This is a genomic window from Methylobacterium sp. BTF04 (genome assembly GCF_010692745.1).
Taxonomy (GTDB): Bacteria; Pseudomonadota; Alphaproteobacteria; order Rhizobiales; family Beijerinckiaceae; genus Methylobacterium.
Genome location: NZ_JAAHTB010000007.1, coordinates 80,051 through 93,848 on the forward strand (window position 1 = coordinate 80,051; position 13,798 = coordinate 93,848).

At 68.4% G+C, this 13,798-nt stretch carries 10 protein-coding genes; 6 read left to right on the plus strand and 4 right to left on the minus strand.

Annotation, left to right across the window (positions count from 1 at the left end; translation table 11 throughout):
- Positions 1–61: 61 nt before the first annotated feature.
- Positions 62–409: a DUF6460 domain-containing protein gene (locus G3T14_RS06560; RefSeq protein WP_163641221.1), complete on the minus strand. Its 348-nt coding sequence runs from the start codon at positions 407–409 to the stop codon at positions 62–64.
- Between the two features lie 205 nt (positions 410–614).
- Between G3T14_RS06560 and G3T14_RS06565 the strand changes: the two genes are divergently transcribed.
- The 3 genes from G3T14_RS06565 to pdeM are packed head-to-tail and all read left to right on the plus strand — an operon-like array spanning position 615 to position 4,986.
- On the plus strand, positions 615–1,577 hold the full coding sequence (locus G3T14_RS06565) for an alpha/beta hydrolase (protein WP_163641223.1): 963 nt from the start codon (positions 615–617) through the stop codon (positions 1,575–1,577).
- 5 nt (positions 1,578–1,582) lie between these two features.
- Entirely contained in the window at positions 1,583–4,225 is a 2,643-nt protein-coding gene (locus G3T14_RS06570) for a ligase-associated DNA damage response DEXH box helicase (RefSeq protein ID WP_163641352.1), read from the plus strand.
- A 47-nt stretch (positions 4,226–4,272) separates the two neighbouring features.
- Positions 4,273–4,986: a ligase-associated DNA damage response endonuclease PdeM gene (gene pdeM / locus G3T14_RS06575; RefSeq protein WP_163641225.1), complete on the plus strand. Its 714-nt coding sequence runs from the start codon at positions 4,273–4,275 to the stop codon at positions 4,984–4,986.
- Here pdeM and G3T14_RS06580 read toward each other — a convergent pair.
- The gene (locus G3T14_RS06580) at positions 4,983–5,420 is read right to left on the minus strand and encodes a DUF3429 domain-containing protein (protein ID WP_163641228.1); all 438 of its coding nucleotides are present in this window, start codon (positions 5,418–5,420) and stop codon (positions 4,983–4,985) included. The genes pdeM and G3T14_RS06580 overlap by 4 nt on opposite strands.
- Before the next feature lie 140 nt (positions 5,421–5,560).
- Entirely contained in the window at positions 5,561–8,860 is a 3,300-nt protein-coding gene (locus G3T14_RS06585; RefSeq protein WP_163641230.1) for a tetratricopeptide repeat protein, read from the minus strand.
- 272 nt (positions 8,861–9,132) lie between these two features.
- Between G3T14_RS06585 and G3T14_RS06590 the strand changes: the two genes are divergently transcribed.
- The 3 genes from G3T14_RS06590 to G3T14_RS06600 all read left to right on the plus strand — a co-directional run bounded on the left by G3T14_RS06590 (position 9,133) and on the right by G3T14_RS06600 (position 12,890).
- Entirely contained in the window at positions 9,133–10,920 is a 1,788-nt protein-coding gene (locus G3T14_RS06590) for an acyl-CoA dehydrogenase C-terminal domain-containing protein (RefSeq protein WP_163641232.1), read from the plus strand.
- Between the two features lie 158 nt (positions 10,921–11,078).
- On the plus strand, positions 11,079–12,287 hold the full coding sequence (locus G3T14_RS06595) for an acetyl-CoA C-acetyltransferase (protein WP_163641234.1): 1,209 nt from the start codon (positions 11,079–11,081) through the stop codon (positions 12,285–12,287).
- 111 nt (positions 12,288–12,398) lie between these two features.
- Entirely contained in the window at positions 12,399–12,890 is a 492-nt protein-coding gene (locus tag G3T14_RS06600) for a hypothetical protein (protein WP_163641236.1), read from the plus strand.
- Between the two features lie 79 nt (positions 12,891–12,969).
- Here G3T14_RS06600 and G3T14_RS06605 read toward each other — a convergent pair whose 3' ends face one another.
- On the minus strand, positions 12,970–13,758 hold the full coding sequence (locus tag G3T14_RS06605) for an EAL domain-containing protein (RefSeq protein ID WP_163641238.1): 789 nt from the start codon (positions 13,756–13,758) through the stop codon (positions 12,970–12,972).
- Between the last annotated feature and the right edge of the window lie 40 nt (positions 13,759–13,798).

The window sequence follows — 13,798 nt, forward strand, 5'->3', positions numbered from 1 at the left end:
GGATCGTCCTGACTTCCAAAAAGGGCCGGTGGAAACACCGGCCCTTTCTCTTTCGGCGGCTCTACTTCGACACCGCGAAGAACCGCGACAGCAACCACAGCGGCACCACCACCACGGCACCGGCCAGAATCCAGCGGCCGAAATCATGGAAGGTGTCGAGGCCGAGATCCACCAGCGCGCGCGCCGTATCGTAGGCATGCCAGAACAGGAGGCCCGGCGTCACACCGAGCATCGCCATCACCGCACCGACGAGGATCGACAGGAACAGCAGCTTGACGAACACGGCGGCCGGCGAACCGCCGAGGAAGCGGCGCAGGGCCGAGCGCCGGCCCGGTTCGGGAAAGGCGCTGCCGGCATAGGGCTGGCCCTGATAGGGCGGTGGGCGGCGGGGGTCGTTGTCGACGTTCATCTGGATGGTCCCTGGCCGATGGCGGCGCGTTGCGCCTTCTCAACCTGTCGAAGCCGGCGGAACAGTGACGTAAGCGACACACCTATGCGAAACTGGACGTCGGCTCGGACGTTAGGCGGGTTCGCGCCGGCGATCCGGGTGGCAACCTGCGGCGCGCAGTCCAAGTTCACGGCAGACCTGATCTCGCGATGAAACGAATCGACCCATGATCGACCACGCCCTGTTCGACCCGGCGACGATCGATCCGGAAACCAAGCGGCTCAATGCCGAGATCGTCGCGGCCCACGCAGCGCAGGCGGACCCGTGGTCGATCCCGATCGCCGAAGTCCGCAAGCGCCGCCGCCAGGGCACGCAGGCCTCTCCGGCGATGCCACGCAGCGCCCGGGCCGAGACCGTGACCATCGATGGGCCTGGCGGCCCGCTCGCCTTGCGGGTGATCCGTCCGAACCCGAAGAAATGGCCGAGGCTGCGCGGCGCCTATCTCCACATCCATCGGGGCGGTTGGGTCTGGGGCGCGGCCGACGAACAGGACCCGTGGCTGGAGCGGATCGCCGATGTCTGCGGCTTCGTCTGCCTGTCGGTGGAGTACCGGCTCGCCCCCGAGCACCCCTACCCGGCGGCGCTGGAAGATTGCGAGGCGGCGGCCCTGTGGCTCGCCGGTCCCGGCCGGGCCGAGTTCGGCATCTCGGCGCTCACCATCGGCGGCGAATCCGCCGGTGCGCACCTCGCCGTGATGACGATGCTGCGCCTGCGCGACCGCCACGCTATGCCCAGCGCCTTTCGCGGTGCCAACCTCAATGCCGGGTTCTTCGACCTCGGATTGACGCCGAGTGTGCGCAATTGGGGCGACGAGCGCCTCGTGGTGAACACCAAAGACCTCACCACCTTCGCCAACGACTACGTGCGCGAGGGGATCGACCGGCGCCGACCCGACGTGTCGCCGCTCTATGCGGATCTGAAGGGCCTGCCCCCGGCCCTATTCTCGGTGGGTACGCACGATCCGCTCCTCGACGACACGCTCTACATGTCGGCGCGCTGGGCTGCGGCGGGCAATGGCGGCCACACGGCGATCTATCCCGGAGGCTGCCATGTCTTCTTGCGCTATCCCGGGGCCATGACCGAGCGAGCGCTGGAGCTGATCGACCGGTTCCTGATGGCCCTCGCCTGAGCGCCATCCCGCCGGAAAGTCTTCTCCCGGAGCGTTTCACGGCGTGGTTCGCCAGTCGTGGCTGGGCGCCGCGGCCCCACCAGCTCGACCTGCTGCGGATCGCCCGCGCAGGCCGCTCGGCTCTTCTCGTGGCACCAACCGGGGCCGGCAAGACCCTGGCCGGGTTCCTGCCGAGCCTGACCGCGCTGGCCGAGCGCCCGCCGGCTCGGACCTCACGCGGGCTTCACACCCTCTACATTTCGCCGCTGAAGGCGCTGGCCGTCGACATCGCACGCAATCTCGAAGCGCCCATCGCCGAGATGGGACTGGCGATCCGCGTCGAGACCCGCACCGGCGACACGCCCTCGCACAAGCGCACCCGTCAGATCGCGCGGCCGCCCGACATCCTGCTGACGACTCCTGAGCAACTCGCCCTTCTCATCGCCCACCGCGAGGCAGCCGATCTCTTTGCCGGCCTTCGCTGCGTCGTCCTCGACGAGTTGCACGCGCTCGTCACCTCGAAGCGGGGCGATCTGCTGTCCTTGGCGCTGGCGCGGCTGCACCGTCTGAGCCCCGGCCTCGTCGCCATCGGCCTGTCGGCGACGGTGCGCGAACCGGACGACTTGCGGCGATATCTCGTACCGCAAATCACGGATGACGAACCGCCGGCCCCTCTCCCCTCTGCGGGAGAGGGTGACCCACGCAGTGGGTCGGGAGAGGGGAGCGCCCTTTCCGGAGAAGTAGTCCCCTCTCCCGCCTGCTCCGCAGGCACCCTCCCCCGCGAGGGGGGGAGGGGTCTGGCGGACGCAATGGCCGACCTCGTGGTAGTTCATGGCGGCGCGCCGCCCGATCTGCACATGCTCGATACCGGCTTGCGCCTACCGCTCGCCGGCCACACCGCCTGGCAGGCGATGCCGGCGATCTACGACCTGATCGGGCGCCATCGTACGGTGCTGGTCTTCGTCAACACGCGGCTGCAGGCGGAATATACCTTCCAGGAGCTGTGGCGGATCAACGAGGAATCCTACCCGATCGCGCTGCATCACGGCTCCCTCGACGCCACCCAGCGCCGGCGGGTGGAGGCAGCCATGGCGGCGGGCCAACTCCGCGCCATCGTCTGCACCGCCACCCTCGATCTCGGCATCGACTGGGGCGACGTCGACCTCGTGGTGAATATCGGCGCGCCCAAGGGGGCGAGCCGGATCATGCAGCGCATCGGTCGCGCCAACCACCGCATGGACGAGCCGTCGAAAGCCTATCTGGTCCCGGCCAACCGCTTCGAAATGCTCGAATGCCAGGCCGCCCTCGACGCGGTGGAGGCCGCTGCCCAGGACACCCCGGATGCTCGCCTCGGCGCGCCGGATGTGCTGGCCCAGCATGTCCTCGGCATGGCCTGCGCCGACGCCTTCGACCCGTTGCAGCTCTATGCCGAGATCGTCTCGGCCGCACCCTACGCCACCCTGTCCTGGGAGGATTTCGAGGCGGTGGTCGATTACGTTGCCACTGGCGGCTATGCGCTCCGGGCCTATGAGCGCTTCGCCAAGATCGTTCGTGGGGCCGACGGCCTCTGGCGCGTGCGCGATGCCCGCATCGCCCAGCAATACCGCATGAATGTCGGCACCATCGTCGAATCCGCCAAGGTGAAGGTCCGGCTCGCCCGCAATGTGCGCGGTAAGCCCGGTGCTATCCTGCCGAAAGGGGGCCGGGTGCTCGGCGAGATCGAGGAGGATTTTGCCGACACGCTGACCCCCGGCGACACGTTCCTGTTCGCCGGCGAGGTGTTGCGCTTCGAAGGGCTCGCCGAGGACGAGGCACTGGCCACGCGCGCCGGGCCCGGGACCGATCCGGCGATCCCGTCCTATGCCGGTGCGAAATTTCCGCTCTCCACCTTCCTTGCCGCGCGGGTACGTGCGCTCATCGCCGATCCGTCGGGATGGGACCGGATGCCGGGGCAGGTGGCGGATTACCTCGCGCAACAGGCCAGCAGGTCGGTGCTGCCAGGGCCCACCGACTTGCTGGTCGAGACGTTTCCGCGCGCGGGCCGCTATTATCTCACCGCCTTCCCGTTCGAAGGGCGCCTCGCCCACCAGACCCTCGGGATGCTGCTGACCCGCCGTCTCGAGCGGGCGCGGATGCGACCTCTCGGATTTGCCGCCAACGATTACGGCATTGCCATCTTCATGACCCGCGACATCGGCGAGCGCATCGCCCTGGAGCCGGACTTCCTGGCGAGCCTGTTCGCCGAGGACATGCTCGGAGACGATCTCGAAGCGTGGCTCGACGAATCCGCGATGATGAAGCGCACGTTCCGCCAATGCGCCGTCATCGCCGGGCTGATCGAACGGCGCTATCCGGGGCAGGCCAAGACCGGCCGGCAGGTGACGATCTCCACCGACCTCGTCTACGACGTGCTGAAGAAGCACCAGCCCGATCACCTGCTCCTGCGCGCCGCGCGCCAGGATGCGGCAACCGGACTCCTCGACGTGAAGCGCCTCGGTGTGATGTTGAGGCGCATCCAGGGGCGAATCCTCCACAAGGCGCTCACACGCGTCTCGCCGCTCTCCGTGTCCGTCATGCTCGAGATCGGGCGCGAGAAGGTCTACGGCGAAGGGGCGGACGAGATCCTGGCCGAGGCCGAGGCGCAGCTTCTCGAAGAAGCGCTGGGCTGAGGGTGCACGGATGCACCCTTCTTTGAACCAAGAACGAGGATGCGGTTTTGGCGCTCGGCGCGAGACTAGAGAAGACCACGAAGGCCCCGGGCCTGACGCTCGCCGGGGAACTCCTCACCCTCGATCTGTGCGGCGGCGTGTGGCTGGCCGCCCATCGGACGCTGATCGTGTCCGACCTCCATCTCGAGAAGGGCTCGGCCTATGCGGTGCGGTCGGGGCAGTTCCTGCCGCCCTACGACACCCGCGAGACCCTGGCCTGCCTGCACGAGGCGGTGGCGCGGTTCGATCCCGCGTGCGTCGTCGCATTGGGGGATTCCTTCCACGACGCCCGCGGCCCCGAGCGGATGGAGCCGGGCGATCGCGCCATGGTCGCCGCCCTGCAGGAGGGGCGTGACTGGGTCTGGATCGCCGGTAACCACGACCATGCGGTGACCGAGGGCGTCGGCGGCCGCTACGCCGAGACGCTACGGATCGGCGGATTGACCCTGCGCCACGAGCCGGGCCAGGACGCCGAAGAGGGGGAGATCGCCGGCCACCTGCATCCCTGCGGCAAGGTCGCCATGCGGGGACGCGCCGTGCGGCGGCGCTGCTTCATCACCGACGGCCGGCGCCTGATCATGCCGGCCTTCGGCGCCTATGCGGGTGGGCTCAACGTGCGCAATCCGGTGTTCGAACCGCTGTTTCCCACCGGTTTCACCGCACACCTTCTCGGCGACGGCCGCGTCTTCGCCATCGGCAGGACGATGCTCGCCAAAGATTAGGAGGCGACCAGCAGCGAAGCCCCGGCAACCCCGGACAGCACCAGCCGCAATCGCCCAAGCCAGACTGGAACGAGGCCACGGCGGGGCAGATCCTGATCGATCAGGCCCCAGGCGAGGACGAGAAAACCGAGGACGCGCAGATCCCAAGGCGCGGGTGTCGCGAGTGCCGCCCAGGCGAGCAGCGAAGGCACGATGGCTATGGCGTAGTCCGCCCCGCCTCCACCCCGCGACGCCGCGGCGCCCCAGCGGATCCCGCCCAGGAAGGACGCGACGACGGCCCCGTAGGTGGACAGGACAGTGCGCGGCGCCAAGCCGATGGTGCTCAAGCCACCATCGCTGCCGCTGATCGAGAGAAACGCGAAGCCGAGAAACGGAATCAATCCGGCGATGCCCAGGATCAGGGCTGCCGGCGGTACCGTGGTCACGCGCGCCATCGACTCTCCGGGCTACAGGCCGCAGAACGCGGCAATACGCGCGCCCCACACGCCGCGCGCTTTCGTACAAACCCCATTGAAGCCTGTCCGTACGCCGTTGGGAAGGCGGCAGATACCCGCACACAGCTTCGGCGGGAGCGTCAGCCGCGACGCGGCGACGCAGCGGCAGGCAGGGCAGTCGGGACGGGTGCCCCCAGCAAGGTCATGGTCTTGTCGGTGGCGGCAAGGGCGGGCGGTTCGTTTACTGCCGCATCCGGCACCTTCGGCTTGAAAGCGGCGGCGAGGCTGCGGGCGGCCGCGAGCGCCTTCGGGTCGAGCTTGGACGCCACGTCGTCGCGCTTCTTGGCCGCGTCCTCGTCACCCTGCGCCGCTGCCGCCGAAAACCACAGGTAGGATTGCGTGAGGTCCTGCGGCTGGCCGAGACCGCGGGCATAGAGCACCGCGAGATTGTATTGGCTGTCGCGCAGGCCGTATTCGGCCGCGCGCTTAAACCATTGCGCGGCGGTGGCGAAGTCGGGCTTGCCGTTGGCGGCGGGGTTCTCGGCGTGGATCACTGCGATGTTGTGCATCGAGCGGGCATGGCCCTGCTCGGCGGCGCGGCCGTACCACAGCTTGGCCTGCGCGAGATCGCGCGTCAGGCCGGTGCCCTTCTCGTAGAAGCTCGCGAGCTTGTATTGCGCCGGGGCATAGCCGGTGGAGGCGAGCTTTTCGAAGAGCTTGGCCGCCAAGGCGTAGTCGCGCGGCACGCCGCGACCTTCCGCTTCGCGGATCGCGAGTTCGTAGATCGACGCTCCTTCCCCATCGGTGACGGCCTGCCGCAGCTTGGCCAAGCCAGCCGGCAGCGTCGACAGCTCGCCGGTGAGGCTCGCCATCGATGCAACGCGCGGCACCAGACTGCGTACTGATTGCATCGTCGCCGGGGCCGCCGGCATCGTGGAGACCGGTTTGGTATCGGCGAGCGATTGCGTGGTGACCGGATCGGCGAGCGGAGCGGCTGCGGGAGCCGGCTCGACGGCCTTTTCGGCGGATTTCGTGGCGGGGTCGGCGATCCCGCTGGAGGTCGGGCTGGCGGTTTCGGCGACAGGAGCAATGGCCGGATCCGGTGCCTTGGCATCGTGGGCCGGATTGCGGGAACCGACCGCCTGAAGCGCACCCAGCACGAGCACGATCGCGGCGAGCCCGAGCAGGAGCGGCTTGCGGCGCTTGTCGATTTCGGCGCGCAACCGCGCGAGGCGGCCAGTGGACTGCGCGTCGGCCGAGGCTTGGCCGCGCACGTTCTTGCGCAGGTCACGGGCGTCGATGGCGGTCGTCGCTCCGGACGCCTCGGCCTGGGCCGCCTGGGCGGCACGACGTGCGGCCGCTATGAAGCTGGTCTTGATGTCGCCATCGGAGACGCCGGCGTTCTCGGCGGGCTCGGCGCGGTCGAACGACCGCTCGCGACCGGGACGACCGGCGCCGGGCTCCAGCGGCAGATCGGCCAGATCGACAGCATCGGACGGACCGGTCTTCCGGTCCGGGCGTTGCGCGCCCCGTACGGACGTGGATTGCGCAGGGCGGGGCGGGCTCGCGGCGATGTCCTCGGTCTCGAGGGTGCCGAGGCGTCCGACGAGGCGTTCGAGCGCCGAATACACCCCCGTCAGCGTCGATTGCATACGCTGCTCGGACGCGGTCTGGTGCGCACGCAGGTCCGCGAGGCTCGCCCGCAGCAGACCGAGTTCGCCCGGCTCTGCGGCATTGCGCGCCGCCCGCTCGACGGCTGCGTCCATGGGCGCCTCCGTCCGCAGCGCGGAGACCTGGGTGAGGAGGTCGCTCATCGTCCGCTCGAGGCCGGCGAGCGCCGGGTCGGCGTCGCGGCTGTCGATCCGGCCGGCGAGCGCCAGCACCTGGTTTTCGAGGGCATCGAGGCCCTCTCCCTTCGGGCCGTCGGCGGTGCCGATGCGATCGAGCTTGACGGCCAGGTCGTGCAGCATGCCGTGGATCGAGGCGATGTCCTCGCCCGGCACCACCGGACGGCGCAGGGTGGCGCCGAGATCCTCGAGCCGGTTGATCAGGTCGCCGACCGGGTTGATCCCGACCCGGTCGACCTTCTCGGAGAGCGCATCGATCCGGTGGATGATCGCGTCGGAATTGGCGCCGCCGGTCAGCGGCGCCCCGTCGCGCAGGGCATCGAGCTTTTCGCCCATGACCTGGATCTGGGCGCCGATCTCGGAATCGAGCGGACCCCGCAGGCCGCTGCGGATTTCCTCGAGAAGAGGACGCAGCTCGGCCATGCCCGAGGCATCGCCGGGCGCGGCGTTCTGAAGTTCGGCGATCTGGGCGCTGATGGCCTGGAGACCGGCGGCCAGGCTCTGGATGCGCTCGGGACCGGCCAGCGTGGCGATCAGGCGCCGGATCTCATCGAGTTCGCGAAACAGGGCTGCGAGCGCATCCTGCTCCACGGTCCCGGCGGAGCCGCCCTGGAGGGCGCCGTCGACCCGGGCGGTGAGGCGCTCGACGTCCGCGGCGACCCGCACGTGGACATTCTCGGCGACCTCGTCGGCCAGCTTGGCGACCTGTTCGCGGATCTGGGCGATCGGGGCGGCAATGGCCGCGAGATCGGCGGGCTCCTGAGCCTTCTGGACGCCGGCCACCAGAGTCTGCATCGCGTTTTCGAGGGCGCTGACGTCACGCCCGCTGGCGAGGCCATCGATGGATTCGCGCAGGAGGCTGGTCTCGCGCTGCAACTCGGCCACCGCCAGGGATGGCATCGGCGTATCCGCGCGGACGGCCCGCGACGGCACGGTCCCGCCCGCATCGAGCTCGCGCTGGCGCTGGCGAATTTCACTGACGGCATCGCGGATTTCGGCGCCGGCGGCGCGCCCCCGGCGACCGAGCGGTCGGGGGGTGGCGAGTTGCTCGCCGAGTTCGGTCATGCGGCGTTCGATCTCGCCGAAGCGCTGCGCCATCTGGGCGGCGGGCGACAGGCTCGAATCGATGACCGTGCTGAGGCGCGCCTCGATGCCCTCGATGGAGCGGGTAGTGGCGTCCTGCGCCGCCTTCTGATCCTGCGCGATCCGCTGATCGATGGCGTCGAGCCGCCGCATCATCTCGGCGAGGGTCGAGGTGAGCGGCTCGGCCGGCGCCGGTGCCAGCGCGTCCTGAACAGTAGCGATCGGTGGCGAGGCGACGGCCACCCGCGGCTCGGAGGGCTGTGCACCTGCGGCGTTCCCGTACGTCGGGGCGCCGGCAGCGACGGCCTCGGTCGGCTCGACGGCGACGGACGCGGGCTTTGCATCCGGAGCCTGAGGCTTCGGCTTCTGGTGTTCAGCCACCGCTTCGGGTGACACGATCGACGCGATCCAGGTCTCCACCGGCACGCCGGCCCGGCGAGCCACGTCGCGCGCCGCGTCGAGGACGTCAGGGTCGAAGCCGTCGAGATCGAGCGGTGCAGTGCGGGTCATCGTCAAACCTGGTTCGGCGCGGTCCGGTGACCGGGCCCCGGGCGATCCCTGCGGCCGGCGGCGGCACGGGTTAACAACGGGTCGGCTGCCACCGACATTTGGCGTTCTTGGTAAACAACGGGTTAAGTTCCCGGAATGGGATTCCGATCCGGAAAGGATTTCGCCCCCCTTTCGCAGCCCGCACATATAGTTTATATGTGAACCATCGAGTAAGCCGCCGGTCGCCAGACCGAGACAAGGCTCGCCGAGCGAACCGAGGAGGAGGATGCGAGATGCCGAGCTACAAGGCACCCGTCGAAGACGTTCTGTTCCTGTTGAACGACGTTCTCGCGTTCCATCGCTACGACAATCTTCGCGGCTTTTCCGATGCCTCGCCCGATGTGGTCGAGGCAGTGCTCACCGAAGGCGGCAAGCTCGCCGAGGAGGCGCTCACCCCGCTCAACGCGATCGGCGACCGACAGGGATGCACCCGTCAGGCCGACGGCAGCGTCACCACGCCGAAGGGCTTCAAGGCGGCCTACGACGCCTATGCGGGCGGCGGCTGGATGGGCCTCTCGGTGCCCGAGGAATTCGGCGGCCAGGGCCTGCCGCACACCCTCAACACCGCGATCCAGGAATTCGCCTCGTCCGCGAATCTCGCGCTGGCGATGTATCCGGGCCTGACCCAGGGCGCCATGGCCGCCCTGCTGGTGCATGGGTCGGACGCACAGAAGAAGACGTACCTGCCGAAGATGGTCGAGGGCGCCTGGACCGGCACCATGAACCTGACCGAGCCGCATTGCGGAACCGATCTCGGTCTCCTCAAGACCAAGGCCGCGCCCAATGGCGACGGCTCCTACAGCTTGACCGGCACCAAGATCTTCATCTCGGCGGGCGAACACGACCTGTCCGAAAACATCATCCACCTCGTCATCGCCCGCATCGAGGGCGCGCCGGCCGGCACCAAGGGCATCTCGCTGTTCGTGGTCCCGAAGTTCCTGGTGAACGCGGATGGCTCGGTGGGTGCGCGCAACGGCGTGTCCTGCGGCTCGCTCGAGCACAAGATGGGCATCCACGGCAATTCCACCTGTGTGATGAATTACGACGGGGCGACCGGCTGGCTCGTCGGCCAGGAGAACCGGGGCCTCGCCGCCATGTTCGTCATGATGAACGAGGCCCGGCTGGCGGTGGGCGTCCAGGGCCTCAGCCAATCCGAGGTCGCCTATCAGAACGCCGTGGCCTACGCGAAGGACCGGCTCCAGGGACGGTCGCTCACCGGTGCCAAGGCGCCCGAGAAGGCCGCCGACCCGATCATCGTCCATCCCGACGTGCGCCGGACCCTGATGGGCATCCGCGCCTTCAACGAGGCCGCCCGCGCTCTGGTGCTGTGGACCGCACTCCAGGCCGATATCGGGCACCGGTCGGACGACGAAAAACAACGGCAGGCGGCCGACGACCACATGGGTCTGATGACTCCGGTGGTGAAGGGCGTGCTCACCGATCGCGGCTTCGCCAATGCGGTGGAGGCGCAGCAATTGTTCGGCGGCCACGGCTACATCGAGGAATGGGGCATGTCGCAATTCGTGCGCGATGCCCGCATCGCGATGATCTACGAGGGCGCCAACGGCATCCAGGCGATGGACCTCATCGGCCGCAAGCTGCCAAAGGATGGCGGCCGGGCGATGATGAGCTTCCTTGGGGAAGTCCAGACCTTCATCAAGGACCATGCCGAGGACGAGGGCATGAAGCCCTATGTCGGGCCGCTCCAGGCCGGGCTGAACGACCTGCAGGGCGCCACCATGTGGTTCATGCAGAATGCCTTCTCCAAGCCCGACAATGCGGGGGCCGGGGCCACCGACTACATGCACCTGCTCGGCCTCGTCGCCATGGGCTACATGTGGGCCCGGATCGCCAAGGCGGCGCTGCTGAAGCAGGCCGAGGCCGCCTCGGACCGGATGGCGGCCAAGCTCGTCACCGGCCGCTTCTACATGGAGCGGGTGCTGCCGGAGACCGCGATGCGGCTCGTTCGGGTCAAGGCCGGGGCGGAGACGACCATGGCGCTGAGCGCCGAGGCTTTTTAGGGCCATTCGGTCGTTCGGCGCGGCTGCGTCGTTCCGGGCTTGCTCTTTGGCCGCCTAGGGCTGACGGGATTAGCGCGACACCGGCGGCATGGTCGCCGCCGCGTTCGAAATATGTGAAAGCCGTCGCCGAACGAAGAGCGACCGATGGGGAAACACGTATGCCCGAGGCCTTCATCTACGATCACGTCCGCACCCCGCGGGGCCGCGGCAAGCCGGACGGGTCCCTGCACGAGGTGACGGCGCTTCGCCTCGCCGAGGTGGCCCTGCGCGCCCTCAAGGAGCGCAACCAGCTCGACACGAAGCGCGTCGACGACGTCATCCTCGGCTGCGTCGATCCCGTCGGCGAGGCCGGTGGCGACATCGCCCGCGCCGCAGCGCTGGTGGCCGATTTCGGCACCCATGTTCCGGGTGTGCAGATCAACCGTTTCTGCGCCTCGGGCCTCGACGCGGTGAACTTCGCCGCCGCTCAGGTGATGGCCGGCCAGCACGACATGACCATCGGCGGCGGCGTCGAATCCATGAGCCGCGTCGGTCTCGGTGCCTCGGGTGGCGCTTGGCCGGTGGACCCGGCCATCGCCATCAAGTCGTGGTTCATGCCGCAGGGCGTGTCCGCCGATCTCATCGCCACCAAATACGGCTTCACCCGCGACGATTGCGATGCCTACGCCGTCGAGTCGCAGAAGCGTTCCGCCGCCGCCTGGGCCGAGGGTCGGTTCAAGAACGCCGTGGTGCCGGTGCGCGACATCAACGGGATCACACTGCTCGCCTCCGACGAGCACATGCGGCCGTCCACCGATATGCAGTCGCTCGGCCAGCTCAAGGCATCCTTCGTCCAGATGGGCCAGATGGGCGGCTTCGACGCGGTGGCGGTGGATGCCCACCCCGATGTCGAAGCGGTCAACCACGTCCACCACGCCGGCAACTCGTCCGGTATCGTCGACGGCGCGGCAGCTGTGTTGATCGGCTCGGCCGAAGCCGGACATGGCGCCGGGTTGCGGCCGCGGGCGCGCATCCGCGCCTTCGCCAATATCGGCTCCGATCCGGCACTGATGCTCACCGGCCCCGTCGACGTGACGAAGAAGGTTCTGGCACGTTCCGGACTGAGCCTGTCCGATATCGACCTGTTCGAGGTCAACGAGGCCTTCGCGGCGGTGGTCCTGCGCTTTCAGCAGGCGTTCGACGTCGACCCGGCCAAGATCAACGTCTGCGGAGGCGCCATCGCCATGGGGCACCCGCTCGGCGCCACCGGAGCGATGATCCTCGGCACGGTGCTCGATGAGTTGGAGCGTACCGGCAAGGAGCGCGCGCTGGTTACCCTGTGCATCGGCGCCGGCATGGGCACCGCGACGATCATCGAGCGGGTGTGAGGCGCGGCGACGCGTCCAAACGCTGCAAACACCGCGAAACACTGATAGACGGCGGCGCCCGGCGCTTCGGCGCGGGGCCCTAAACAACAAGATTACGGGAGAAGCCCCACGATGACGCGCCTGCTCGCCACCCTCTGCCTGACGACCGCCCTGTGTCTGCCCATCGCCGCCCGCGCGGACGATGCTGCCGACCGGATCACGGTGGCCAAGGACCTTGTGCAGAAAACCCTGATCAAGAACCTCGAGACCGGCTTCACCGGTGCGCTCGAGAAGACCGTCGCGACGATGCCCGACGAGAAGGCCGAGGCCGTACGCAAGGAAATCCGCGCCGAGTTCGACAAGCAGCGCACGACGATGATCGACGGTCTGTCGAAGGCCTACGCGGAGAAATTCAGCCTCGACGAACTGAAGCATCTCAGCGGCATCTACGACGACAAGGTCTACCAGAAGTTCCAGGCCCTCAACGCCGATCCGGCCTCGACGGTCACCACGATCTCCCAGGCCTCGGTGACGAAGCTCCTGAACATGCTCGCCATCGCGGCGGCCGGAGATGCCCAGGCCAATCCCGCCGGCGCACCGATGGCGCCGATGCCGCCCCGCTAAGGGCATTCCGAGCCTTCGTCGTGGACAGCGCCCATGCGAAAATCGCCGGATCGGGCGCCCCCGATCCGGTGCGGTGGGTTCAGGCCACCTGCAACGAACGGTCGAGTCCGGACGACGGAAAGCCGGCCACTGCCGGGAGTGTTTCGAGATGGGGACGTGCGAAGTGATAGCCCTGGAACAGGGTTGCCCCGAGATCCTGCAGGGTCTCCATCTCAGATTGCGTTTCGACGCCCTCGGCGATCACCAGGATGCCGAGATCGCGGGCGATCCGGATGAGGCCGCCGGTGATGGCCTGGCGGCGCCGGTCTGTATCGATGTCGCGCAGAAGGTCCATGTCGAGCTTGATCATGTCGGGTTGAAAGTTCGCGAGCAGGCTCAAGCCCGCGAAGCCCGCTCCGAAATCGTCGAGCGCAGTGAGGAAACCCTGCTTGCGGTACTCGGCCACGATCCGCGAGACGTGGGCGGTGTCGCGAAACTTTTCGTTCTCGGTGAACTCGAACATGATCCGGTCATGGGCGAAGCCGGCACGGCGCGCCGCCTCCAGGGACGAGCGGATGCAGGCCGCCGGCTCGTAGACCGCGTTGGGCATGAAGTTGATGGAGAGCTTGGTCGCGTCGTCGGCCGGGAACAGCCTTCCGGCGAGGTCGATCGCCTTCACCCGCGCGGCCTGGTCGAACTGGTAGACGGTCTCGGGCGTCACACGGTCGAGGATCGAGGCGGCGGATTCACCGCCCGGGCCGCGCACGAGCGCCTCGTATCCCCAGACCCGTCCCTGTGCGAGGTCGAGGATCGGCTGGAACGCCATCGTGAAGGTGAAGTCGAGTGCGGCACCGTCCTTACAGCCGCGGCAGCCCATTCGCCCTGTCATCGTCGCTTCCTGAGCCTACTCGTCCGGACATATCGGGCAC

Excerpts from the sequence above, each read along its gene's own strand:
- G3T14_RS06560 (WP_163641221.1), bottom strand. The coding sequence starts at position 409 with ATGAACGTCGACAACGACCCCCGCCGCCCACCGCCCTATCAGGGCCAG.
- G3T14_RS06565 (WP_163641223.1), top strand. The coding sequence starts at position 615 with ATGATCGACCACGCCCTGTTCGACCCGGCGACGATCGATCCGGAAACC.
- G3T14_RS06580 (WP_163641228.1), bottom strand. The coding sequence starts at position 5,420 with ATGGCGCGCGTGACCACGGTACCGCCGGCAGCCCTGATCCTGGGCATC.
- G3T14_RS06585 (WP_163641230.1), bottom strand. The coding sequence starts at position 8,860 with ATGACCCGCACTGCACCGCTCGATCTCGACGGCTTCGACCCTGACGTC.
- G3T14_RS06590 (WP_163641232.1), top strand. The coding sequence starts at position 9,133 with ATGCCGAGCTACAAGGCACCCGTCGAAGACGTTCTGTTCCTGTTGAAC.
- G3T14_RS06595 (WP_163641234.1), top strand. The coding sequence starts at position 11,079 with ATGCCCGAGGCCTTCATCTACGATCACGTCCGCACCCCGCGGGGCCGC.
- G3T14_RS06600 (WP_163641236.1), top strand. The coding sequence starts at position 12,399 with ATGACGCGCCTGCTCGCCACCCTCTGCCTGACGACCGCCCTGTGTCTG.
- G3T14_RS06605 (WP_163641238.1), bottom strand. The coding sequence starts at position 13,758 with ATGACAGGGCGAATGGGCTGCCGCGGCTGTAAGGACGGTGCCGCACTC.